The sequence below is a fragment of the Nocardia sp. NPDC056000 genome, from assembly GCF_042269265.1.
GTDB lineage: Bacteria > Actinomycetota > Actinomycetes > Mycobacteriales > Mycobacteriaceae > Nocardia.
Map to the genome: position 1 here is coordinate 882283 of NZ_JBHJXS010000001.1, position 22387 is coordinate 904669.

Sequence of the window (22387 nt, forward strand, 5' to 3'; positions counted from 1 at the left end):
ATCAGAGCCGCGGCCTTCGATCCGCCCGGTGGGACAACCGCTCGGTGAACGTCTCCGCCCAGGCCGCGGCCTCGGTGCCCTCATCGGCGGTGGCCTTGCGTCGCCGCGCCTTCACATGCCCCAGCCGCTCCGCGCGCTTGCCGCCCCCGGGCTGCGCCTGCAACGCGAGAATCCGCACACACCAGGAGACATACGCCTCCACCCCCATTCCCGCCGCCTCGGCGGCGGCGACCAGCGCACGCCAGTCGTCCTCCCCCACCGTCACCGAAATATCTCTACTAGCCATACCACTCCACGCTAACCCTCGAATCTCTCGATTCTCGCCGAATGCCGCCGAACAACACCCGTGAGGGCTTGCTAACCCAGTCGTTACCCACCGTAGCCACGCGGAAACGCCTGCTACATAGCGTATACAGGCATGTCGACACCATTGCGGACGCGCGCCAACGGGGCCAGTGGACACCTGCGCGACACCGTGTACGCCACGCTGCGCGACGAACTCATGAACGGTCAGATCAAGTTCAGTCAGCGGTTGACCGAACCGAAAGTCTCGGCCCGGTTCGGAATTTCGCGGACACCGGCGCGCGAGGCGCTGGCCATGCTGTGCTCGGACGGACTGCTGCACCGGGAGGAGATCGGGTTCAGCCCGGTGCGGCCCAGTATTCCCAAGGTGCGCGATCTCTATGAGCTGCGAATCGCGCTGGAGCTGAGCGGAATTCAGCGCGCCATCGACAATGCCGATATCCGGCACGATCATGAGCTGCTGCGGCTCGAACGGGAGCACTGGCTGGCCCTGCGGGCCGATCCGCCCGCGCAGGAGCCGGGATTCGTGGTCGTGGACGAGGGCTTCCATATCGCATTGCTGACCGCGTCCGGCAACGGTGAGCTGGTGCGCGCCCTGATCGCGGTCAATGCCCGCATCCGGCACGTCCGCATGTACGACTTCATGGTCAACAACCGGGTCGAGGTGACCATCGCCGAACATCTCGCGATTCTGGACGCCGTTCTCGCCGATGATCTTCCGCTCGCCTACGACCTACTGCACCGGCATATCGGTGAATCCCTCGACGTCGTGGTCGAGCGGGTCACCCGCGCCATCGTCGCCATGTCCATGGCCATTGAACAGGAGTAATCGGTGAGTTCGAGTTTCGACACCGTACTGATCGCCAATCGCGGTGAGATCGCCTGTCGCATCCTGCGCAGCGCCCGCGACCTGGGGCTCAAGACGGTCGCGGTGTACTCCGACGCGGACCTCGGGGCCGCGCACGTCCACATGGCCGATGCGGCCGTGCGGCTCGGACCGGGTCCGGCCGCACAGTCCTATCTGCGCGCCGACGCTGTCATCGAGGCGGCACTGGCCTCCGGCGCGGGGGCCATTCACCCGGGCTACGGATTCCTTTCCGAGAACGCGGAATTCGCCACCGACGTGGCGGCGGCCGGACTGGTCTTCGTGGGCCCGACGCCGGAACAATTGCGGGTGTTCGGTGATAAGCACACCGCCCGCGAGGCGGCCCGCACGGTGGGCGTACCGCTGGTACCGGGCAGCGGCATTCTGGAATCGGTCGATCACGCGGTCTCCGAGGCGGATCGGGTCGGCTATCCGGTGATGGTGAAGGCCGTCGGCGGTGGTGGCGGCATCGGTATGCAGGCGTGTTTCGACGCCGACGAGGTCCGGGCGGCCTTCGCGCGGGTACAGCGGCTCGCGGTGGCGAACTTCTCCTCCGCCGGGGTATTCCTGGAGCGATTCATCAGGCGCGCACGGCATATCGAGGTGCAGGTCTTCGGCGACGGTAAGGGCCGGGTGGTCAGCCTGGGCACCCGCGACTGCTCACTCCAGCGCCGCAATCAGAAGGTGATCGAGGAAGCGCCCGCCCCGGGATTGCCCGAAGAGCTCACCGAACAATTGCTCGCGACCTCCCGTGCCCTGGCGAGCTCGGTGCACTATCGCTCGGCGGGCACCGTCGAATTCGTGTACGACACCGAACGCCGCGAAGCCTCGTTCCTGGAGATGAATACCCGTCTCCAGGTGGAACATCCGGTCACCGAAGCGATCACGGGCGTCGATCTGGTGGACTGGATGCTGCGCTTGGCCGGTGGTGAGGACACCGTGCTCGACGGTGTACCGGACGCCGGACCCGCGCTCGCGGGCTGGGCGGTGGAGGCGCGCGTCTACGCCGAGGATCCTGGGCACGACTACCGCCCGAGCGCCGGATTGGTTACCGCGACAAGGTTTCCCGCCGACGCCCGGGTCGACACCTGGATCGGGACCGGCACCGAGGTCAGCGCGTTCTACGATCCGCTGCTGGCCAAGGTCATCACGCACGGCGCGAACCGCGAGGCGGCGTTCGGGAAGCTGAGCGCGGCGCTCGCGGACACCGGCGTCTACGGTGTGCAAACGAATCTTCCGCAGCTGCGGGCCGCCGCGGTCGCGCCGGTGGTGCGCGCCGCCGATCACAGCACCGGCACCCTGGCCGACCTGTCGTGGTCCAGCCGCCGGGTGGATGTGCTGCGGGCGGGCACCATGACCACGGTGCAGGACCATCCCGGCCGAATCGGACTGTGGGAGGTGGGAATTCCGCCGTCCGGGCCGATGGATGATCTGTCGTTCACCCTGGCCAATACCGCCGTGGGCAATCCCACCGGCGCACCGGGTCTGGAATGCACCTTGCAGGGCCCCCGGCTGCGGTTCTCCGGTGCGGCGCTGATCTGTGTCACCGGAGCGCCGACCCTGGTGACCGTGGACGGCGAGCCCGCGCCCATGTGGGAACCGGTCGCCATCGCAGCCGGATCGGTGCTCGATATCGGCGCGCCCTCGGATGCGGGACTGCGCACCTACCTGGCCATTCGGGGCGGGATCGACGCGCCGCTGTACCACGGCAGCGCCGCGACGTTCACGCTCGGCGGCTTCGGCGGGGTCACCGGTAAGGCCGTCGCCGATGGCGATGTGCTGGGAATCGCTGCCGTGCAAGCGGATACGACGAACACGCCGGGACCGGTGCCGGTCGAGCAGCGGCCGCTGTTCACGCACGACTGGCAGCTGGCCGTGGGTGAGGGGCCGCAAACCGCGCCCGCGTATTTCACCGATGCCGATATGACGCAGTTCTACGAGCGGTCCTGGCGGGTCGGCAGCCATGCCAATCGCACGGGCATCCGGCTCGAGGGACCGCGCCCGCAATGGTCGCGCACCGATGGCGGTGACGCCGGACTACATCCGTCGAACCTGCACGACAATCCGTACAGCGTTGGCGCGCTCAATGTTTCGGGCGATACCCCGATTCTGCTCGGCCCCGACGGTCCCAGCCTGGGCGGCTTCGCCTGTCCGCTGACCGTGGTGTCCGCGCACCGTTGGAAGCTGGGCCAGGTGCGGCCCGGCGACACCATCGCGTTCCTGCCCGTCACCGATGACACCGCCACCGAATTGCGCGCCTCGACCACCGCGCGCGCCACCGGTGTGCTCACCGATTCCGGTGCGGCACTGCGTGATCGCGGCATACTCGGCGGCGTGGACGCCGACGCCGACCGTCCGGCGGTGCGCTATCTGCGTGGTGGCGATGACAATATCCTGGTCGAATACGGTGAGATGGTGCTGGATCTCGGCCTGCGCATGCGAGTGCACGCGCTGGCACAGGCCCTGGCGGCCGCCGCCCCGCCCGGCATCATCGATGTGACGCCCGGGGTCCGGTCGCTGCACATCCACTTCGATCCCGCTGCCCTGCCGCAGTATCGGCTGCTCGGACTGCTCGCCGAACTCGAGGAGCAACTGCCCGCGACCGGCGATCTGGTCGTGCCGAGCCGCACCATTCGGCTGCCGCTGTCCTTCGACGATCCGTCCATCGCCGAGGCGATCGACCGCTACCGCAGCGGAATTCGCGATACCGCGCCCTGGCTGCCGTCCAATGTCGAGTTCATTCGCCGCATCAACGGCCTGGACAGCGTGGATGAGGTCCGCCGCACCGTATTCGATGCCGAATACCTGGTGCTCGGGCTCGGCGATGTGTATCTCGGTGCGCCCCTGGCGGTTCCATTGGATCCGCGGCATCGGCTGGTCACCACCAAATACAATCCGGCGCGCACCTGGACGCCGTCGGACGCGGTGGGCATCGGCGGCAAGTACCTGTGCGTGTACGGCATGGAATCCCCCGGCGGCTATCAGCTGATCGGGCGCACCATCCCGATCTGGTCCAGCTATCGCCAGCACGCGCCGTTCGAGGACGGCACACCGTGGCTGTTCCGCTTCTTCGACCGCATCGTCTGGGAGCCGGTCAGCCCCGAACAGCTCCTCGACCATCGCGCGGACGCCCGGTCCGGACGCTTCGATGCCGAGGTCACCGAGGGCATCTTCGCGCTCGCCGAGCACCGAAAGATGCTGCGCGACAATGCCGCCGATATCGCCGAATTCGAGACCCGGCAGAGCGCGGCGTTCGAGGCCGAGAAACGCGCCTGGCACGCCGCCGGTGAATTCGACCGCACCGTGGCCGCACCGCCACCGGTCGAGGACCGCGGCGATCCGCTCGCCGATCTGCCACCCGATGCCACCGTGGTCACCGCACCCATGGTCGGCAATGTCTGGCGCGTCGATATCGAACCCGGCGCGCGCTTGCGCGCCGGTGACCCCGTGGCAGTCCTCGAGGCGATGAAACTCGAACTGCCCGTGCCCAGTCCGGCCACCGGCACCGTCCTTCGGGTGCTCGTCGCCCCCGGTGCCACCGTGGAACCCGGAACCCCACTAGCCGTGATCGGAGTGACCGAATGACCCCGTCCCAGACCGAGGCCGCCCTCCCCGCGCCGACCGCACGCGTCGCGGCGGCCTACGCGCGCATCGCCGCGGCCGATCGGCCCGAAGTGTGGATCACCCTGCGCGAGTTCGACGATGTGCACGCCGAGGCGGCCGCGATCGAACAGCGCCTCGCGGACGGCGCGGTGCTGCCGCTGGCCGGATTGCTCGTCGCGGTCAAGGACAATGTCGACGTCGCGGGACTGCCGACCACCGCGGGCTGCCCCGAATACGCCTACTCCCCCGCCGAAACCGCTTCCGCCATAGCGCGTTTGGTCGCGGCCGGGGCGATCGTACTGGGTAAGACCAATCTCGATCAGTTCGCCACCGGCTTGGTCGGGACGCGCAGCCCCCACGGCGCGGTCCGCAACGCACTGCATCCGGAGCTGATCTCGGGCGGCTCCAGTTCCGGATCGGCGGTCGCGGTCGCGCTCGGCATCGCCGATATCGGAATCGGTACGGACACAGCCGGTTCCGGCCGGGTTCCGGCCGCATTCCACGACCTCGTCGGTATCAAGGCGACGCTCGGGATCATCCCGGCGCACGGGGTGGTCCCGGCCTGCGCGGACTACGACGCCGTCACCGTTTTCGCCGCCACCCTCGACCTCGCCACCCGGGCGGCGGCCGTCATGGCGGGCGCGGAGGGTCGTGATCCCCGCAGCCGAAGTTGGCCCGCCGATGTGCGTTTCGCGGCACCCCAGGTGCCGCGGCTGGCAGTCCCCGTGCCCGCCAACCTCGATGCGCTCAGCCCCGAATATCGGGACGCCTTCGACAGGTCGGTATGCGCCGCGCTCGAAGCCGGATGCAAGATCGAGGCGGTCGATATCGCGCCGCTGCTGGAGGCCGCACTGCTGCTCTACGACGGCTCGATCGTCGCGGAGCGCTACGCGGCCGTCGGCGCGTTCCTCGATACCGCCCCGGCCGGAGCCGATCCCACCGTGGCGGCGATCATTTCGGCCGCCGCCGCGACCACCGGGCCCGGCTTCGCCGCCGATCTGGACACCCTCGCCCGGGCTCGCGCCTTCGCGGCGGAACTGCTCGAACCCTTCGACGCCCTGCTCTTGCCGACGACCACCGAGCATCCGAGTCTCGCGGCGGTCCAGGCCGATCCGATCGGAATCAACCGGCGGCTCGGCACATTCACCAACTTCTGCAATCTGGTGGATCTGGCCGCGGTGGCGATTCCCGGGGCCGCGACCGCCACCGGATATCCCTTCGGGGTGATGATCGTCGTCCCCGCCTTCGCCGATCAGGTCGCGGTCGATATCGCGGCTCGGCTCCAAAATGCCGATACCGCACCGCTTCTGGTCGATCGCGGCGTCGACCTCGCCGTCTTCGGGGCGCATCTGCGCGATCAGCCACTGCACTGGCAACTCGAGGAACTCGGGGCGCGCTTCGCCGGAGCCATTCGCACCACCGATGCGTACCGGCTCACGGCCATGGCCACCACGCCACCGAAACCCGGACTGGTGCGCACCGAACCCGGTGCGGGCGCACCGATTCCGGGCGAGCTGTACCGGCTGTCCGAGGCCGCGCTGGGCCGGTTCCTGGCGGCCCTGCCCGCACCGATGGCGCTCACCGCGATCGAACTGGAGGACGGCCGCGGCGTCATAGGTTTCACCGCGACCCATGACGCCACCGCCACCGCCGCCGACATCACCGAATACGGTGGCTGGCGAGCGTATTTGAGCGCTCGCTAGCGCACCGTCCCGCCGCACGACGGGCCGGATCAGAGCAGTCGCCAGTCCTCCAGCCCGTCGTAGAGCGGTACCGCGCGCGCCAGTTTCGTGACCCGGTCGCGCAGCGCCTCGATATCGGAGCCACCCGCCAGGGCGGTGGCGATGATATCGGCGACCTCGGTGAACTCGGCATCGCCGAAGCCGCGGGTGGCCAATGCGGCGGTGCCGATGCGCAGACCCGAGGTGACCATGGGCGGGCGCGGATCGAAGGGAACGGCATTGCGGTTCACCGTGATTCCGATCTCGTGCAGCAGATCCTCGCCCTGCTGGCCATCGAGCTGCGAATCCCGCAGATCCACCAGCACCAGGTGCACATCGGTACCGCCGGTGAGCACGCTGATGCCCTTGGCCGCGACATCGCTGCCGGTGAGCCGTTCGGCGAGGATCTTGGCACCGGACAGCGTGCGCTGCTGCCGATCCCGGAATTCCGCACCCGCCGCGATCTTGAACGACACCGCCTTGGCCGCGATGGCGTGCATGAGCGGACCACCCTGCTGGCCCGGGAAGACCGCCGAATTCAGCTTCTTGGCGAACTCCTGCTTGGCCAGGATCAGGCCCGAGCGCGGACCACCCAGGGTCTTGTGCACGGTGGAGGAGACGATATCGGCGTGCGGCACCGGCGAAGGATGCAATCCGGCCGCGACCAGTCCGGCGAAGTGCGCCATATCGACCCACAGGTACGCGCCGACCTCGTCGGCGATCTCGCGGAAGGCCGCGAAATCCTGATGCCGGGGATAGGCCGACCAGCCCGCCACGATCACCTTCGGCGAGGTATTGCGGGCGATCTTGCGGACCTCGTCCATATCGATGCGATGGTCCTGCTTGCTCACGCCGTAGGCGCTCACCCGATACAGCTTGCCGGAGAAGTTCAATCGCATACCGTGCGTGAGATGCCCGCCGTGCGCCAGATCCAGGCCGAGCAGCCGGTCTCCCGGATTCATCAGCGCCATCAGCACCGCGGCATTGGCCTGCGCACCCGAATGCGGTTGCACATTGGCGAATTCCGCGCCGAACAGCTCCTTGGCGCGATCGCGCGCGAGGGTCTCCACCACATCGACGTGTTCACAGCCGCCGTAGTAGCGGCGGCCGGGATAGCCCTCGGCGTATTTGTTGGTCAGCACGCTGCCCTGGGCCTGCAATACCGCGCGCGGTACGAAGTTCTCCGAGGCGATCATCTCGAGGGTGTCGCGTTCGCGGGCCAGCTCGCCCGCCATGGCGGCGGCCAGCTCCGGATCGAGCTCACCGAGCGGTTGGGTGTTGACCGAGGCGGTGCGGGGATGAGAAGCAACCACTGGCGTACTCCGTTGGCTAGCAAGGGGATAGCCGACGCCCTCGGGCACGCGCACCTGAGACGGTCCGGCTCCCGCACGCGGGCGGCCCGGAGGTCGGTGCTGCGCCCAGTCCACGAGGCGGCGACCGCCGGATACGGCGCATCCGGCACAGCGGGCAGGTCTTCGGACTCACAGGCACCGGCCCGAATTCGGCCGCCCTACCGGCCGTCGCTTCCCGGGCTGTCGGTCGCCCAGTGCGTGTGACGGCGTTCGTTCCTGCTCACCGCTGCGGGACAGTCCCGGATTCCCACCGGGTTCCCTCTTCGCCCGCGGGCTCGCACCGTGCGGACTTCGACGCCGGGGATCGATCCGGGGGCTCCCGATATCGCGATCACCGGCGAACCAGCTGCGTACGAAGCATACGATGCCCGCACGCCCGGGGCGCGCTCCGGTCAGTCGCGCAGGAATCGCACCGAAGTATCGCCTGCGCCGGTGCTTTCGACCCGGCAGCGCACCCGGTAGACCTCGGCGATGAGTTCCTCGGTCAGCACCTGCGCCGGAGCGCCGGTCGCCACCACGCGGCCGTGTTGCAGCACCACCAGTACATCGCAGAACATCGCGGCCAGATTCAGATCGTGCAGGGCCAGGATCGCGGTCACCGGCAGGGCACGGACCAGGGTGAGGATCTCGAGCTGATGCGCGATATCGAGATGGTTGGTGGGCTCGTCGAGCAGGAGTTCGCGGGGTTCCTGCGCCAGCGCGCTCGCGATCAGTGTGCGCTGGCGCTCACCTCCGGAGAGCGTGTGCCAGCGCTGAGTCGCCTTGTCCGCCAAACCCGCCGCCGTGAGCGCGGCGTCGATGGCCGCGGTATCCGCGCCCGGATCGCCGCCGAACCAGCCGCGATGCGGAATCCGGCCGAGCCGCACCACATCGTGCACGGTGAGATCGAGATCGGTATCGGCGTGCTGGCCGACCAGCGCGATCCGGCGCGCGAGCTGTCTGCGCGGAATATCGTGCAGGGCGGTGTCATCGAGGCGGACGCTGCCGGAATCTGCGCGGTCCAGGCCCGACATGAGCCGCAGCAGTGAGGATTTGCCGGAACCGTTGGGGCCGAGCAGGCCCACGGTGGTTCCCGGTTCCGGATCGAGGGTGACGCCGTCCAGGACCAGGCGGCCCGAGCGGGTCCAGGAGACCTCGAGTGCGCGCAGGGTCATGTCAGCTGCCTGCGCCGCCGGGCCAGCAGAACCGCGAAGGCGGGCACCCCGAGCAGGGCGGTGACCACGCCGACCGGAATCTCCCTGGCACCGAACGCACTTCGCGCGAAGGTATCGGCCCACACCATGAAGACCGCGCCGATCAGGACCGTCACCGGCAGCAGCCGGGAATGACCGGGACCGACCAGGAAGCGGGCGAAATGCGGTAGCACCAGGCCCACGAAACCGATCGCCCCGGCCGCGCTCACCAGCGCGGCGGTGACCAGCGCGGTGACCAGCAGCAGCACCACCCGGGTGCGGCCCACGGCGACGCCGAGCGCGGCGGCGGCATCCGGGCCGAAGGCGAACGCGTCCAAAGCCGGTGCGTACCAGAGACAGATGATGCCGCCGATCCCGAACACCGTGGCCGCCAACGCCACATCGGTCCAGGTCGCGCCCGCCAGCGAGCCCAGCAGCCAGAACAGCACGCCGCGCGTCTGTTCGGCATTGGCCGAGGACAGCACGATCAGCGAGGTCAGCGCCGAAAACAATTGGGTGCAGGCCACACCCGCGAGCACCACCCGATCCGGGGTGCCGCCCGCGCCGTAGGCCAGCGCCAGCATGAGCGCGAAGGACAGCACCGCGCCCAGGAACGCACCGCCGGACAGCGTCAGCACCCCGGCTCCGACTCCGAGCACCGCCACCAGCACCGCACCGGTGGAAGCGCCGGAGGACACACCCAGGACGAATGGATCGGCGAGCGGATTGCGCAGCAGCGATTGCAGAATCGCGCCGCAGAGCGCGAGCCCCGCCCCGCACAGCGCCGCCAGCAGGGCGCGCGGCAGCCGCAATTGCCAGACGATGCCGTCGGCCAGGCGACCGGCCGTGGAGGTGCCGATGCCGAGGTGCTGACCGATGATGCCGTAGACCTCGCGCGGCGACACATTCGCGGGCCCGATGGATACCGTCACGGCGATCGAAACGACCAGCAGCGCAGCCGAACCCAGACAGATCGCGGTGGCGCGGCGGGCCGGTGTCAACGCGCCGTGGCCAGACCGGTCGCCAGCTTCTCGATGGCGTCGATCTCGCGGATGCCCGGATCCAGTTCGGAGCCGGTCATCACCACGTAGTGCTTACCCTGCACCGCGCGCATTCGATTGGTGGCCGGATTCGATTCCAGGAAGCTGATTTTCGTGGTCAGCGCATCACCCTCGATGCGTTTGCGGCTCAGGTCCGCGAGCACCAGCACATCCGGATCGCTCGCCACGACCGCTTCCCAATTGATCTCGGGCCAGTCCTCGCGCTGATCGACGAAGACATTGCGCGCGCCGACCTCCTTGGCGTAAAGCCCGGGGGCGGAACAGCATCCGGCCATATAGGGGGTTTTGACGCCGGAGAACCAGAAGGCGACGGTCGGTGCGGAACCCTGCTGCCCGCCCGTCGCGGCGCGCAAGCGGCCGCGCAGCTGATCGACCAGCTGCGCGCCCCGATCCTGGACGTCGAAGATCCGGGCCAGTTCGGTGATCTCCTGGAACAGCGTATCGATGCCGAGTGGCGCTGTGCGGGTGACGGTTTCGCCGTCCACCTTCGCGCCGGTGCAGACCGCGGGCGACTGATAGGTGGGGATGCCGAGCTGCGCGAACCGGGAGCGCTCGGCCACCACGGCCGGGGTGAAGGTGTGCGCGCTGGCCGAGGTCACCAGATCGGGTTCCTTGGCCAGCACCGCCTCGAACGACGGATCGTTATCGGCCAGGCGGGGCACCTTGGCGTTATCGGCCGCCAGCGCCGGGAGCACCGGATCGAACCAGGTCGAGGTGCCGACCATGCGATCGGCCAGGCCCAGCGACAGCAGGATCTCGGTGGACGCCTGGTACAGCGCCGCCGCGCGGGTGGGCGCCTTGTCGAAGGTGACCTTGACGCCGCAGTTTTCGAGGGTGAACGGATAGCCGGTGCGCCCCGGGCGGTCCTGGGCGCTCGCGTCCCCGGCCGTCGTCGTATCCGAGGAGCTGCCGCAGGCGGTGATACCGGCAACGAGACAGCCAACTGTTCCGAACACAGCCAGAAGCCGCATCGATCGCGTCGTCTTCATGAAATGCACCGTACCAATCGGAATCTTATGGAATCCCCGGCGCGGTATGCGACCGGAGCGAATGTTCAGCGACCGAATCGGTTTCGAGGTCATGCGCTGAGCGGCGCGGCGGTGACGTGGTAGCCGAGGTTGTTCAGCACCTCGCGGGTCGCCTTGGCGAAATTGAGCGTGATGAAGTGCAGGCAGGGCGCGCCCTCGTCGATGAGCCGCTGCGCGATCTCGGTGGCGATCTCGATGCCCGCCGCGCGGACGGCGGCCCGATCCTCCTCCGGGCCGTTGCCCGCCGCGCGGCGCAGCCGCTCGGCGATCGCGGCCGGGAGCGCCCGCCCGCTGAGCTCCTCCGCGCGGGCCACCGTGCGCATCGAGGTGATCGGCATCAGTTCGGGGATAATGGGTTTCGCGCCCTGCACCGGATCGAAGGCGGCCATGCGATCCCGCAGCCGCAGATAGTGCTCCGGATCGAAGAACATCTGGGTGATCGAATAGTCCGCTCCGGCACGGAGTTTCGCGGCCAGATAGGCGGAATCGGTCTCCAGGTCCGGGGAGCGGTGATGCCCCTGCGGGAACGAGGCGACCCCGACGTGGAAATCGCCGAGCTCGCGCACCAGCCGGACCAATTCCTCGGCGTACTCCAGCCCGTCCGGATGTTTGCGCCATTCGCCCAGCGGGTCGCCGGGCGGATCTCCGCGCAGCACAAGGATATTGCGGATGCCGCAGTCGGCGTAGGAGCCGACCAGCGCCCGCAGTTCGGCCACGCTGTGCCCCACCGCGGTCAGGTGCGCGACCGGCAGCAATGTGGTCTCCTGCGCCAGTTGGCCGGTGATGCGGGCGGTGCGGTCCTTGGTGGAGCCGCCGGCCCCGTAGGTCATCGATACGAACGCCGGGTGCATGCGCTCGAATTCGCGTGCCGCGCGCCACAATCGGGCTTCACCGGCGGCGTCGCGGGGTGGATTGAATTCCACCGAGAACGGCACCCGCGACCCGGAATGGGCGCGCAGACTTCGCACGACGGTAGAGGTGTTGTCAGCGTTCGACATCGAGGAGCTCCATGATCAGCGACCGATACGCCGTCACCCCATCGGGAGCGCACGCTGACGGAGCCCGCGGGGTAATTCGTCCCCGCACCGATCCTCGGCGTACCGCCCAATCCACGAGGCGACGACCGCCGGATACGGTGTATCCGGCGCAACGGGCAGGTCTTCGGACTCGTGGGCGCCGGCCCGCACCGGGCCGACCCCGGCACACACGACCGGGGCGCTACCTATCGGCCGTCGCTTCCCGGGCTCGCGCCCAGTGCCTTCACGACCGTCGTTCCCACTCACCGCTGCGGGACAGTCCCGGATTCCCACCGGGTTCCCTCTCACCCGGCTCGCGCGTGCGCGTTGCCGAGCTCGACGCCTTCGAGTGGATCAGGGGCTCCTCAATACCCTCTCCGGCGAACCAGCTGCGATGACGAACTCTAGCGAAGTCCGGCGGCGTCTCCAACCGGCGGGTTGCGGTCGGACCAACCGGCGGGTTGCGACCACACCGTGAACCTCACATCGCGTCCAGTCTGTTTCATGGGCAATATGGGAGCTATGCCTTATTCGAACCCGATCAGTGCCTGGAAGTCCCTCCGCGAAGGAAATGAGCGTTTCGTCAACGGTGAACTGCAGCACCCCAGCCAGGGAGCGGCGGATCGCGCCAAGCTCGCGGGCGGGCAGCACCCCTCGGCGATCCTGTTCGGCTGCGGTGACTCCCGCGTCGCCGCGGAGATCATCTTCGACCGCGGTCTCGGCGATATGTTCGTGGTCCGGACCGCGGGCCACGTGGTGGACAGCTCGGTGCTCGGTTCCATCGAATACGGCACCGAGGTGCTCAATGTGCCGCTGATCGTCGTCCTTGGTCACGACAGCTGCGGCGCGGTGCGTGCCACCATCGACGCGCTCGACAACGGTGAGGTGCCCGGCGGATTCATCCGCAGCGTGGTGGAGCGGGTCACCCCGTCCATCCTGCTCGGCCGCCGCGAGGGCCTGACCACCGTCGACGAACTCGAGGGACGCCACGTCGAGGAGACCGCGCGCCAGCTCATGCAGCGCTCGACCAGCATCTCCAAGCGCGTCATGGCGGGCGAACTCGCCATCGCGTGCGTCACCTACAACCTCGCCGACGGCCAGGCGAAACTGAACAGCGTCTTCGGCAATATCGGCGAACACGCCTGATCGAACTATTGGCTCGGTCGCCCCGCGACGGCGTTGTAGATGCCGTCGCGCAGGCGATCGAACCATTGCTCATCGGCCTCGCGATGCTCGGCTTTGCGCGCCTTCGCCGATCCGGCCCCGTATCGCCAACGCGCCCACGGTGATTGCGGGCGGGCCAGGCGAATCGCGCCGATCAGTCCCACTATCGGTATGAACAGCGCGAACAGCCCGGTCCAGGCTTTGCCCTTGGCCATGGTCACCAGGGCGAGCGAGCCGTGCAGCAGCACCACCCCGACGACCACCTGCCAGCCGCGGAAGTTGTCGGTGATCCCCAGCGGTGTCGCACCGAGCAGCATGAGGGCGCACACCGCGATTCCGATGACGACCGCGTCCACCGATACCCGGCCCTGTTCGGACCAGTAGACGTCCTTCAGATCCAGGATCAACGCGAACTCGTCGAGCACCAGCGCGGTGCCGACCCCGAATAGTCCGGCGAACAGCTCCGGCCACGGCGAATGCTCGCCGATCGGGCTGAATACGCCGAATCCGGCCGCGATCATGAACACCACCCCGAACACCATGTGGTGAATATGCTTCCCGCCCGGGGTGATATTGCCCGGCCACCACGACACACCGGCGCGAATCATGCGCACGCTGATCCGGATGAATACGAACGTGATCACGAACATCAGCAGCAGAATCGCCAGCGGCAATTTGCCCGGCAGCACGATCATCCGATCGAACCAGCCGTCCGGAGCGGCTAGCGGTACACCCGCGGGAACGCGTCTCACGCCACCTCCAGGATCAGGCATTTCGCTCGCATTCGAAGCCAACGATAGCGATCTTGGTAGCCGAGAACCGGCATTCGGGACGGAGTGCGCCGAAGTGGTTCGGTGATGCCGCCGGGCAGGGGGACGATTCCGGCGGCATCAGCGTGAGCGGTGAGCACGCCCTCGGTTGCAGCGAGGGCCACCACTCAGGAGGCGGGTATACACCCGGGTTCCGGACCGCTTCGAGACTATGGGCGGAAACCCTTACCGCGCTTGATGATTGCTGACCACGGAATGACGGCCGGGTGAATAGTGGTCGCTAGCGACGCGGACGGCGGCCGTTCGCATCGCAGAATTTGCGTTCCATCGCTTCCCAGACCTCGCGCAACGTGCCGGTCCGCGGGATCTCGTCGGGGGTGACGCAGATCCCGAAGGTCTTCTCCAATTCGGCGATCAGTTCCAGCGAGTGCATGGAGTCGAGACCGCAGTCCAGGTACGGCCCATCCGAATCCTGTTGCGCCGCAGCCGATGTACCTCCGGAGGTCATGCCGTCGCCCGGCGCGGAACCGTCGCCACGGTGCGATCGACGAAGGCCGCCAGCTCGGCTATCGCCAGGCGGGATTCGGGGACCAGCATGGCGGCGGCCTGGAAGACGTGGACCTGTTTCAACCAGAGCTGGAATTCGCAGGGGACGCCGCGCGCCGCGAGGCGGGCGGAGAGCAGTTCGGCGTCGGGGAAGGTCATTTCCGTTGAGGTCGTCTGGATGAGGGTGGGCGGCAGACCGGTGAGGTCACTGTCCACCGGGGAGAGCAGCGGGCGGTCGCCATTGGCCCGTTCGGCATGGGCGGTGAAGACGCCGACGGATCTGATCGGGAAGACATCACAGGTCGCGGCGGTCGGCGCGGCCACCATGCGGCTGGTATCCCAGCCGGTGAGCGGGGACATCGCGGCGATCGCCGCGGGGACCGGCAGACCCTCGTCGCGGGCGGTGATCGCGGTGGCGAAGGTGAGATACCCACCGGCCGAATCACCCATGAAGACAATGCTTTCCGGGGCAACGCCCAGACCGAGCAGATAGCGGTACGCGTCCACGCAATCGTCGATCGCGGCGGCGACCGAATGTTTGGGGAGCATGCGGTAGTCGACGCTCAGCACCGGAGCGGACAGTGCCTTGGCGATGCGGCCCACCAGCTGGCGGTGCAGCCATTTACCGCCGACGTAGAACGCGCCGCCGTGGAAGTACAGCACCACCCGCTCGCCGATCGGGTCGGCCGGGGTGACCATTTCGGCTCTGGCATTGGCAAGCTTGATCCAGCGGCGATCCAGTCCGCGCGGCGACCACATGAATCGGCCCAGCTGATCGGCGAGCCGGTACGGCCACGGCAGGTTCGGGGCCAGCGCCCAGAGCCACAGCACGGGTTTCATGGTGTAGCGCAGCGTCTGCCGCACCACCCTCGATTGCCAACTGCCCCCGGGGAATTCGGCATAGACGAGCTTCTCGGTCACGGTGGATTCCTCCTGGATTACTGCGATGATTTCGTCACTTGCGCGGGAGCGCGCCGTCCATGCCGCCGACATCGGAGATCTTCCAGCCCGAATTCGTATCGATGGTGACGCTGTAGGTGACGGTGGTGAGGCCGCCGTCCGGGGCCTGGGCACTGGTGGAATTCACGTTCACGAAGACATTCACCTTGTAGATGCCGCCGGAATCCGAGGCGACCTTCGCCGCGATCGGGGTCGCGGTCGAGGTCCACTTCAGCGGGACCAGGATCTCCTGCAATTTGGGTGCGGTGGCATCGAATTTGTTCGCCAGGGTGGGCGTGGTGTTCGCCTTCAATTTGGCGAACCAGGAGTTCACATCCTTGTAGTCGATGGTGGCCGCGCCTACCGCGTAATCGGTGGCCACCTGTTCGGCGTGCTGATTCGCGGCCGTGGCGGCGGTGCTGTCGCTCAGCTCACCGCGCGCGGAAATCCACAGTGCCGCGAACACTCCGGCGGTGATCACCAGCGCCGCCACGACGGCGGCCGTGATCATGGTCGACAGCGAGACCGCGATGGTCCGCCCGGTCCCGGCCGCGGCGGGCTCGGCGGTGGTCTTCTCCTCGATGTTCTCGTCGATCAGGGTCGCCATCTGAACTCACACTCCATGTCTGATTACTTGACGTTGATCCGCAGCCGCAGCGCACCGTCATCGCCGACCGAGGCGAGCGCCTGTGCGAGCAGACTGCTGATATCGACCTGCGGAATGGTCGAAATACCGGTCCGGACAAGGGGTTGCAGCACCGGAAGCAGGGCTTGCAGATCCGGCCCGACGGTGCGGACCCATTCGGCCAGCTTCTGCAGGAACGGTGCGAGACCATTGCCCTCGGCGTACATCTGCGGACCCGGTGCGATCTTGACCAGATCCCCGAACGCCGCCGCGATCCTGTCCACCCCGACGCCGAAATCCACCCACTGCGGATTGCCCGCCGAGATCGCCGGGGCGGCCCAATCCATATCTCCCGCAAGCGATTGCAGATTGGTGATGACCGCGCCCAGCTGCGGCGAGCGGCTGATCATGCTGGCCGCCAGCAGATCGCTCGCGCGCGCCAGTCCGGGCACCGTGGATTCGGTTCCGGTCAGCGCCCGGTCGAACGTCTCGATGAGCGGTTTGATGGATTCCGGATCGAGTTGATTCAGGAATTTCACCACCAATTGCGCGACTTCCGGAATCGAGGTGGGCATGCGAATCTTCTCGGTCGCCACGGTCTGCCCCGACCGCAGATAGGGTCCCGCGCCCGTGGCGGGCACGAATTCGATATAGGGCTCACCGATCGCTGACAGATTCTCGATGACCACGCGCGAGTCGACCGGAATCTTATAGGTGTCATCGATGCGGAAATTCACCTCGACGCCCGCCGCGGTGGTGTCCACCGAGGTCACATCGCCGACGCGAACTCCGCTGAGCAGCACCGGCGATCGCACCCCGATACTGCCGGAATTGGTCAGCACCATGCGCGCGGTGGTGTAGTCCACGAAGGTGTCGAGCCGGACCACCCCGTACGCCAGGTAGATCGCGCCCAGAATCGACACGACCGCGATGGACAGTAGCGATACCGCTCCCCCGGCCTTCATCGCACCGCGCCGATCATGCGCAGGGTATCGACGATCCGGTCCACCTGATCGTTCTTGGCGACGGTATCCGGCCCGCTCACCGTCGCGCCGGTGATGTTCACCTTCGGCCCGCGCTCGACGAACGGAATGATCTTGTCGCGCAGCAGGGCGACCAACTTGTTCAGATTGGACGGCGCGCTCAGATCCAGGGGTCTGCCCGTGAATGCTAGCGGCAGAAAGGCTTTCGCGGCCGCATCGGCGGAATCGACCAGCGGGGCCGCCCAGATCAGCGCGTGCCCGACCGCGCCGAGCTGGCCCAGTACGCCGACCACCCCGACCACCGAGGACACCGCCGCGGAGGTCTGTGTGACGCCGTAATCGGTGAGCAGTTCCTTGATGGCGGGCGCATCGGCCGCCACCGTGCTCGCATCGGCCCCGATACCGTTCAGGAACGAATCCACCTGTGCGAGATTGTTTCCCAGATCGACGTAATCGGCGTGCAGCACATCGGCGATGCGCGCGGTCTCCTTGGGATCCGCGGGCAGCACCCCGTTGAGCTTGTTCACCGCATCCTGCATTCGGCCGATGGCACCGCCCTGAATGAAGGTCGCCAGGCCCGCCATGGTGTCCTCCAGCTGCACCGGAGGTTTGGTCTGGGTCAGCGGAATCGTCCCGCCCGCTGGAATTTTCGCGCCGACTCCGTTCGGCGGGGTGGTCAGCGCGATGTGGATATCGCCGAGCACGGTGTTCTGGCGCAGTTCACCGATGGTGGTCACCGGCAGCTGCACCGAGTCCAGGATGTCGACATCGACGATGACATAGCCGCCCTTGGCGGGAGCCGCGGCCGGATCGACCACGCGCACATCGGCCACCGTGCCCACCCGCACCCCGTTGGCCATCACCTTCGCGCGCGCCGGAAGGTTCAGCGCGCTGGTGAATTCCATCTGGATGCGATGGGTCGGACCCGATACCTCCGCACCCGGGACCGGTACCGAGGCCGGATCGAAACCGCAACCGCCGGAGGTGGCCAGCACCGCCGCGGCGAGTGGCGCCGCCGTCAGGAATCGTAGCGGGACAGCGTAATTCGACCGTTTCATGAGGCACCGACGATTCCGAGTATCAATTGCGGGAGTTGGATATCGGCCAGTCCATTGGCGGCACCGGCGCAGCGGCCCGGGGCCACCGCGTTGATGGCCGCGCAGACCGCCTCGGCATCGGGCCTGGCCACCGCCACGCGCGGCGGGGCGTAATCGAGGCCGATCGCACCGGTCTGCGGATCGACCGCGCGGGCGAACGCACCGGTGATGGTGGGGATCATGCGAATGATCTGCTCCAGCGTCCCGACATTCGCCCCGATCATCCGCACCAGCGGCACCGCGGAATCGAGCAGCTTCAGCACGGGATCGCCTGCCAACGTGGTGATGTCATTGAGCAGCGGCAGGGCGCGCTGGAAGCCCTCGATGACCTCGACGACCTGATTGAACAGTTCATTGTTGACCTGATCGAGCACCCCGCCGAACCGCGTCAGCATGGATTTGATGTCACCCCAGTGCGCGGCGACGCTGTCCGACAGCCTCGCCAGCGCGTCGATGACCGAACCGAGCCTGCCTATGGCCGCGTCGGGGGCGTTCAGCGCGGTGCCCAATTTGGTGATGATCTGGTTGATCTGATCGCCGGTGCCCGCGGTGGCGCTGTTCAGCGCCTTCAATCCGGTGCCGAGCGCGTCCTGCCGCGCCGGGTCCGATCCCAGCGTCCGGTTGGACAGCGTGGCCATCGCGTCGAGCATTTCGGTCATGCTCTTGGGCGTCAGGGTCTTCGAGATACACGTCCTCGATTCCCAACGCGCACCGGACTTTCCGGGGCTGATCAGAGCCAGGTCGCGATCGGCGACCAGGGTGTTGGACAGCGTCGTCGCCGCGGTGTCGGCCGCCAGCGGATATCGCGCGTCCACCTCGAAGTCCACCCGGACTCGCGCGCCGCCGGGCTGTAGTTTGGTCACCTGCCCGACCGGAACCCCGCGCATGGTCACCCGATTGCCGGTGTACAGGCCGATGGTGTCCGGCATATCGGCGCAGTAGCTGTTCATCTTCTTCGCCGGATCGAGTGCGACGAAATACGCGGCGAAGGCGACCACGACCACCGCGACGACACCGGAGATCGTCATGAATCCGCGCGAGCCGAGCATGCGATACAGCATCAGCACGCCTTTCCCGCGACCGGAATGCACAGTTGCGGCGCGGTCACCACGGCCGCGGACTGGTCCACGCCGATACCGCCGTCGGGCAGGACCAGCTGACCGAGCCTTTTACCGAGGTCCTGTACCGAATCGATCAGCGAGCCCAATTTCCCGCCGAGCCTTTCCAATTCGGGGACGGCCGCGACGAGCTGGGTGAGCACCGGTTGCAGACTGGACTGCCAGGCCGGTCGCAGTGCGGCGATGCGATCGACGATGCGGACCAGGGTCTTGACCGTCTCGCGCACCTCCACCCGGTAATTGGTCAGGGTCGTCTCGAGCAGGTTGGTCGTGCGAATGAACTGTCCCAGCACCGATTTCGCGGTGGTGATCGCGCCGATGTACTCATCGGCCACGGCCAGCGCACTGGAGACGTCCGCGTTCTGCTTGTTCAGGATGTCGACCAGACTCTCGACGCCGCCGAGCATTTGGCGCAGTGCGTCCGGATTGGCGGTGATCGACTGTTCCAGGGCCGCGAAGTTCTTGCGCCAGGCATCACCGTCCAGCTTGCTCACCGGTTCGGTGGCGTCCTGGAAGGTTCGAATCAGGTTGTAGGGCAGTCGAACCCGATCGGCCGGGATATGCCCGGAACCGAGCGGCCGCGAACCGGCGGGGAACAGCGCGACATAGTGGCCGCCGGCCAGGGTGAGCATGCGGATATCCAGGGTCGTCTCATTGCCGACGAACACATCGGTGTCGACGGTGAAATTCATCAGCACCCGATCGGGCCGCAGATCCAGTGATTTGACGGTGCCCACCGGGATACCGGCCAGGCGCACATCGTCACCGGGCTTCACCGATTGCGCCTCGTCCAGCTCGGCGATAAAAGTGTGTTTGCCCAAAGGCATTACGTAGGTCGCACCGGCCACACCACCCGCGATGAGCACCGCGACGGTGGCGATGACCCCGTAGCGCAGCTCGCGCCTGCGCGTTGCCTGTTCGGTGCGCGACCGCTGTTCGAACAGCACGCGCAATCGTTGCCGCCACGTCGGTTTCACTGTTTGCATACGGCGACCTTCTGACCGGCGATCAGCACCGAGAGCACCTGCGGCACTTCGGCATTGCCCCGCGAGCAGGACAGGTCCACCTCGGATCCGGTCCGCGGGACGAGCGCGTCGAGCGATTGCAGTAGTCCGGGGAGGCGGCCGAGTACATCGACCGCGTCCTGCGGATTCGGGAACAGGGTGCGGATGAGTCCGTCGATATCCGGGTTCGCCTTCGGTGTCAGGCCGAGCCGATCCAGCAGACTGTCCACCGGATTCAGCAGCGGCGGGGCGGTCAGCGCGAAATCGACCAGGCCGTCGATATTGGTCTGCAATGAGCCGAAGACATCGGAGATGCTGCGCAGCAGGGTGACCAGATGCGGTGACTGCCCGCCGATCTGATCGGAGATGTGCGCGAGATTGCCCATCAGCGTGGAGATCACGCTCTGCCGATCGGTCACATACGAACTCAGCTTGCCGATCGAATCGAGCGCGGACCCCACCCGGCTGCCGTCGCCATCGATCACCGCGAGCATGTTCTCGGCGAATTGATTGAGCGCGTCCGGCGACAGCGTCGCGAGCACCGGCTGTAAACCGTTGAACAGCGCGGTGATATCGAACGACGGTATGGTCCGATCGGTGCCGATGGCGGCCCCGGCGGCGAGCCGGGTGGTCGGCGCGGGCGGCTGCTGGACGTCGATATAGCGCTGCCCGGTCAGATTCTGATACCGGATCGCCAGTTTGCTGGTGTCGAACAGCGGGTGCGAGGTCAGCACCGAGATCTGCACTTTTGCCCGATTCCCGTCCAGCGCAATGCTGTTCACCTTGCCGACCTGCACGCCGTACATGCGCACGTCATCACCGGTCTTGAGGCCGTTGGCATCGGTGAAGAGCACGGCGTGCGTTTCGGTCGCACCGTCGACCGGGCGCTTGATCGCCGAAATCACTACGCCGAGAACCACGATCATGGCAATGGCGAACGCCAGGGTGCGCCAGGCCGCGCCCGTCACGGATTTCATCGGCCCGCTCCCGCCGGAGCGGACAGGCCCAGCAGCGGCACGGCCAGCGCGGGCACACCGCGCAGATCCACCGACAGGTCCAGCACCGGACCGTTCGGGGTGTCCGGCATGGCGGTGCGCAACCGGTCCAGCAGTGCGCTCACGTCCTGACCGGAACGCGTTGGCGCGGGCACCATTTGGGCCAGCGCCCGCAGCAGCGGGATGAGCATATCGGTGTATCCGGAGAGCTGATCGCGCGCGGCGTCGCCGATCGCGCGAATCGCCGGAAGCACATCCTCGACCACCACGTTCACACCCGAATCGAAGAGCTGACGGTCCGTGCGCAGCACCGGGATCGAGTAGATCCGTTGCAGCAGTTGCACCGTCGCGTCGACGAAGCCCGCACCGCTGTCCAGCGTCGCGCCGAAATTGCCGAGCACGGTCGAGATCGGCATCGTCTGCTTATCGGCGACGGTCCCGGCGGTCACGACCATCGCCTGCAACAGCGGGGTGAAGGCGTCCAGATCGGTGGTCATCCGGCTGAGCATGGCCGCCACCTGCGGGGTCAGCACACTGTCACCGACCTGGGACAGGGTGCGCAACAGTGATCCCATCGTCGCGTCGTACACATCCTTCGCGCGCGGTCCGGTCAGATCGATGAGGGCGTCATCGCGCAGCGGCGCGCCGCCGGAGCCGCGTTTCAATTCGAGTTCGCTGATGCCGAACAGGTTCGCGGGCGCGTAGTCCAGGCGCAGGCTGTCATCGATACCGAAGAGCCGAGAGCGGTCCAGCCGCAATGCGATTCGCTGGGTGCCGCCGTCACCGGGTTCGATGGTTGAGACCGTGCCCACCCGCACCCCGTCGAGCCGCACCTCGGTGCCCGCCTCGATACCGTCGCCGATCTGCTCGGTCAGCAGCGAGACGCGCAACCGGGAGTCCGCGCGCACCCCGGCGACCACCGTGGCGATGAGCGCGGCGGTGACCACGACGGCGAGCGCCATCGCGCCCATCGCCAGCGACCGCTTCTCGTCCATGGCCACGCCGGGTAATCCGTATGCAGGCAT

20 protein-coding genes and 2 riboswitches are annotated in these 22387 nt (G+C 67.4%); of the genes, 4 read left to right on the forward strand and 16 right to left on the reverse strand.

What is annotated here, in order from left to right; genetic code table 11:
• Position 1: 1 nt before the first annotated feature.
• The gene (locus tag ACFC4D_RS04020) at positions 2–286 is read right to left on the reverse strand and encodes a hypothetical protein (protein ID WP_376061700.1); all 285 of its coding nucleotides are present in this window, start codon (positions 284–286) and stop codon (positions 2–4) included.
• A gap of 132 nt (positions 287–418) precedes the next feature.
• Between ACFC4D_RS04020 and ACFC4D_RS04025 the strand changes: the two genes are divergently transcribed.
• Genes ACFC4D_RS04025 through atzF form a run of 3 tightly spaced genes read left to right on the forward strand, consistent with a single transcriptional unit; the run spans position 419 to position 6474 of the window.
• The gene (locus tag ACFC4D_RS04025; RefSeq protein WP_375966743.1) at positions 419–1132 is read left to right on the forward strand and encodes a GntR family transcriptional regulator; all 714 of its coding nucleotides are present in this window, start codon (positions 419–421) and stop codon (positions 1130–1132) included.
• Between the two features lie 3 nt (positions 1133–1135).
• Complete coding sequence (gene uca / locus ACFC4D_RS04030) at positions 1136–4753, forward strand: urea carboxylase (protein WP_376061701.1); 3618 nt, start codon at positions 1136–1138, stop codon at positions 4751–4753.
• Complete coding sequence (gene atzF / locus ACFC4D_RS04035) at positions 4750–6474, forward strand: allophanate hydrolase (RefSeq protein ID WP_376061702.1); 1725 nt, start codon at positions 4750–4752, stop codon at positions 6472–6474. Before uca ends, atzF begins: the two co-directional genes overlap by 4 nt.
• A 29-nt stretch (positions 6475–6503) precedes the next feature.
• Here the strand turns inward: atzF and glyA are convergent, their stop codons facing one another.
• The 5 genes from glyA to ACFC4D_RS04060 all read right to left on the reverse strand — a co-directional run bounded on the left by glyA (position 6504) and on the right by ACFC4D_RS04060 (position 12103).
• Positions 6504–7805, reverse strand: a complete 1302-nt coding sequence (gene glyA, locus ACFC4D_RS04040; RefSeq protein ID WP_376061704.1) for a serine hydroxymethyltransferase — start codon at positions 7803–7805, stop codon at positions 6504–6506.
• A gap of 135 nt (positions 7806–7940) precedes the next feature.
• A riboswitch (cobalamin riboswitch) is annotated at positions 7941–8138 on the reverse strand.
• A gap of 98 nt (positions 8139–8236) precedes the next feature.
• A complete protein-coding gene (locus ACFC4D_RS04045; protein WP_375966740.1) occupies positions 8237–8998 on the reverse strand; it encodes an ABC transporter ATP-binding protein in 762 nt (253 codons plus the stop codon).
• Positions 8995–10017: a FecCD family ABC transporter permease gene (locus tag ACFC4D_RS04050; protein WP_376061706.1), complete on the reverse strand. Its 1023-nt coding sequence runs from the start codon at positions 10015–10017 to the stop codon at positions 8995–8997. The genes ACFC4D_RS04045 and ACFC4D_RS04050 overlap by 4 nt, the downstream gene beginning before the upstream one ends.
• Positions 10014–11066: an ABC transporter substrate-binding protein gene (locus ACFC4D_RS04055; protein ID WP_376061708.1), complete on the reverse strand. Its 1053-nt coding sequence runs from the start codon at positions 11064–11066 to the stop codon at positions 10014–10016. Before ACFC4D_RS04055 ends, ACFC4D_RS04050 begins: the two co-directional genes overlap by 4 nt.
• 89 nt (positions 11067–11155) lie before the next feature.
• Complete coding sequence (locus ACFC4D_RS04060; RefSeq protein ID WP_375966736.1) at positions 11156–12103, reverse strand: methylenetetrahydrofolate reductase; 948 nt, start codon at positions 12101–12103, stop codon at positions 11156–11158.
• A 136-nt stretch (positions 12104–12239) separates the two neighbouring features.
• Positions 12240–12476, reverse strand: a riboswitch (cobalamin riboswitch).
• A gap of 167 nt (positions 12477–12643) precedes the next feature.
• Here ACFC4D_RS04060 and ACFC4D_RS04065 point away from each other — a divergent pair.
• Positions 12644–13267, forward strand: coding sequence for a carbonic anhydrase (locus tag ACFC4D_RS04065; RefSeq protein ID WP_375966734.1), 624 nt, complete (start codon positions 12644–12646; stop codon positions 13265–13267).
• Between the two features lie 5 nt (positions 13268–13272).
• Here the strand turns inward: ACFC4D_RS04065 and ACFC4D_RS04070 are convergent, their stop codons facing one another.
• From ACFC4D_RS04070 to ACFC4D_RS04115, 10 genes are all read right to left on the reverse strand, one after another.
• A complete protein-coding gene (locus ACFC4D_RS04070) occupies positions 13273–14037 on the reverse strand; it encodes a hypothetical protein (RefSeq protein WP_376061710.1) in 765 nt (254 codons plus the stop codon).
• A gap of 298 nt (positions 14038–14335) precedes the next feature.
• A complete protein-coding gene (locus ACFC4D_RS04075; protein WP_375966730.1) occupies positions 14336–14563 on the reverse strand; it encodes an acyl carrier protein in 228 nt (75 codons plus the stop codon).
• Complete coding sequence (locus tag ACFC4D_RS04080; protein ID WP_376061711.1) at positions 14560–15522, reverse strand: alpha/beta hydrolase; 963 nt, start codon at positions 15520–15522, stop codon at positions 14560–14562. Before ACFC4D_RS04080 ends, ACFC4D_RS04075 begins: the two co-directional genes overlap by 4 nt.
• A 34-nt stretch (positions 15523–15556) precedes the next feature.
• Positions 15557–16147, reverse strand: coding sequence for a hypothetical protein (locus ACFC4D_RS04085; RefSeq protein ID WP_376061713.1), 591 nt, complete (start codon positions 16145–16147; stop codon positions 15557–15559).
• 23 nt (positions 16148–16170) lie between these two features.
• Positions 16171–17130 (reverse strand): MlaD family protein, encoded by a 960-nt coding sequence (locus tag ACFC4D_RS04090; RefSeq protein WP_375966725.1) that lies wholly within the window; start codon positions 17128–17130, stop codon positions 16171–16173.
• Positions 17127–18206 carry an MlaD family protein gene (locus ACFC4D_RS04095; protein WP_376061714.1) on the reverse strand — a complete coding sequence of 360 codons (1080 nt, stop codon included), beginning with the start codon at positions 18204–18206 and terminating at the stop codon, positions 17127–17129. Before ACFC4D_RS04095 ends, ACFC4D_RS04090 begins: the two co-directional genes overlap by 4 nt.
• Positions 18203–19306: an MlaD family protein gene (locus ACFC4D_RS04100; protein ID WP_376061715.1), complete on the reverse strand. Its 1104-nt coding sequence runs from the start codon at positions 19304–19306 to the stop codon at positions 18203–18205. Before ACFC4D_RS04100 ends, ACFC4D_RS04095 begins: the two co-directional genes overlap by 4 nt.
• The gene (locus tag ACFC4D_RS04105; protein WP_376061717.1) at positions 19306–20349 is read right to left on the reverse strand and encodes an MlaD family protein; all 1044 of its coding nucleotides are present in this window, start codon (positions 20347–20349) and stop codon (positions 19306–19308) included. The genes ACFC4D_RS04100 and ACFC4D_RS04105 overlap by 1 nt, the downstream gene beginning before the upstream one ends.
• Complete coding sequence (locus tag ACFC4D_RS04110; protein ID WP_376061718.1) at positions 20337–21344, reverse strand: MlaD family protein; 1008 nt, start codon at positions 21342–21344, stop codon at positions 20337–20339. The genes ACFC4D_RS04105 and ACFC4D_RS04110 overlap by 13 nt, the downstream gene beginning before the upstream one ends.
• Positions 21341–22387, reverse strand: coding sequence for an MlaD family protein (locus ACFC4D_RS04115; protein ID WP_376061719.1), 1047 nt, complete (start codon positions 22385–22387; stop codon positions 21341–21343). Before ACFC4D_RS04115 ends, ACFC4D_RS04110 begins: the two co-directional genes overlap by 4 nt.

What these genes read in the sequence shown, in the direction of transcription:
- ACFC4D_RS04020 (WP_376061700.1), bottom strand. Translation starts at nt 286, where the DNA reads ATGGCTAGTAGAGATATTTCGGTGACGGTGGGGGAGGACGACTGGCGT.
- ACFC4D_RS04075 (WP_375966730.1), bottom strand. Translation starts at nt 14,563, where the DNA reads ATGACCTCCGGAGGTACATCGGCTGCGGCGCAACAGGATTCGGATGGG.
- ACFC4D_RS04100 (WP_376061715.1), bottom strand. Translation starts at nt 19,306, where the DNA reads ATGCTGTATCGCATGCTCGGCTCGCGCGGATTCATGACGATCTCCGGT.
- ACFC4D_RS04085 (WP_376061713.1), bottom strand. Translation starts at nt 16,147, where the DNA reads ATGGCGACCCTGATCGACGAGAACATCGAGGAGAAGACCACCGCCGAG.
- ACFC4D_RS04115 (WP_376061719.1), bottom strand. Translation starts at nt 22,387, where the DNA reads ATGCCTGCATACGGATTACCCGGCGTGGCCATGGACGAGAAGCGGTCG.
- atzF (WP_376061702.1), top strand. Translation starts at nt 4,750, where the DNA reads ATGACCCCGTCCCAGACCGAGGCCGCCCTCCCCGCGCCGACCGCACGC.
- ACFC4D_RS04055 (WP_376061708.1), bottom strand. Translation starts at nt 11,066, where the DNA reads ATGAAGACGACGCGATCGATGCGGCTTCTGGCTGTGTTCGGAACAGTT.
- ACFC4D_RS04065 (WP_375966734.1), top strand. Translation starts at nt 12,644, where the DNA reads ATGCCTTATTCGAACCCGATCAGTGCCTGGAAGTCCCTCCGCGAAGGA.
- ACFC4D_RS04095 (WP_376061714.1), bottom strand. Translation starts at nt 18,206, where the DNA reads ATGAAACGGTCGAATTACGCTGTCCCGCTACGATTCCTGACGGCGGCG.
- ACFC4D_RS04060 (WP_375966736.1), bottom strand. Translation starts at nt 12,103, where the DNA reads ATGTCGAACGCTGACAACACCTCTACCGTCGTGCGAAGTCTGCGCGCC.
- ACFC4D_RS04105 (WP_376061717.1), bottom strand. Translation starts at nt 20,349, where the DNA reads ATGCAAACAGTGAAACCGACGTGGCGGCAACGATTGCGCGTGCTGTTC.
- ACFC4D_RS04045 (WP_375966740.1), bottom strand. Translation starts at nt 8,998, where the DNA reads ATGACCCTGCGCGCACTCGAGGTCTCCTGGACCCGCTCGGGCCGCCTG.
- ACFC4D_RS04090 (WP_375966725.1), bottom strand. Translation starts at nt 17,130, where the DNA reads ATGAAGGCCGGGGGAGCGGTATCGCTACTGTCCATCGCGGTCGTGTCG.
- ACFC4D_RS04025 (WP_375966743.1), top strand. Translation starts at nt 419, where the DNA reads ATGTCGACACCATTGCGGACGCGCGCCAACGGGGCCAGTGGACACCTG.
- ACFC4D_RS04110 (WP_376061718.1), bottom strand. Translation starts at nt 21,344, where the DNA reads ATGAAATCCGTGACGGGCGCGGCCTGGCGCACCCTGGCGTTCGCCATT.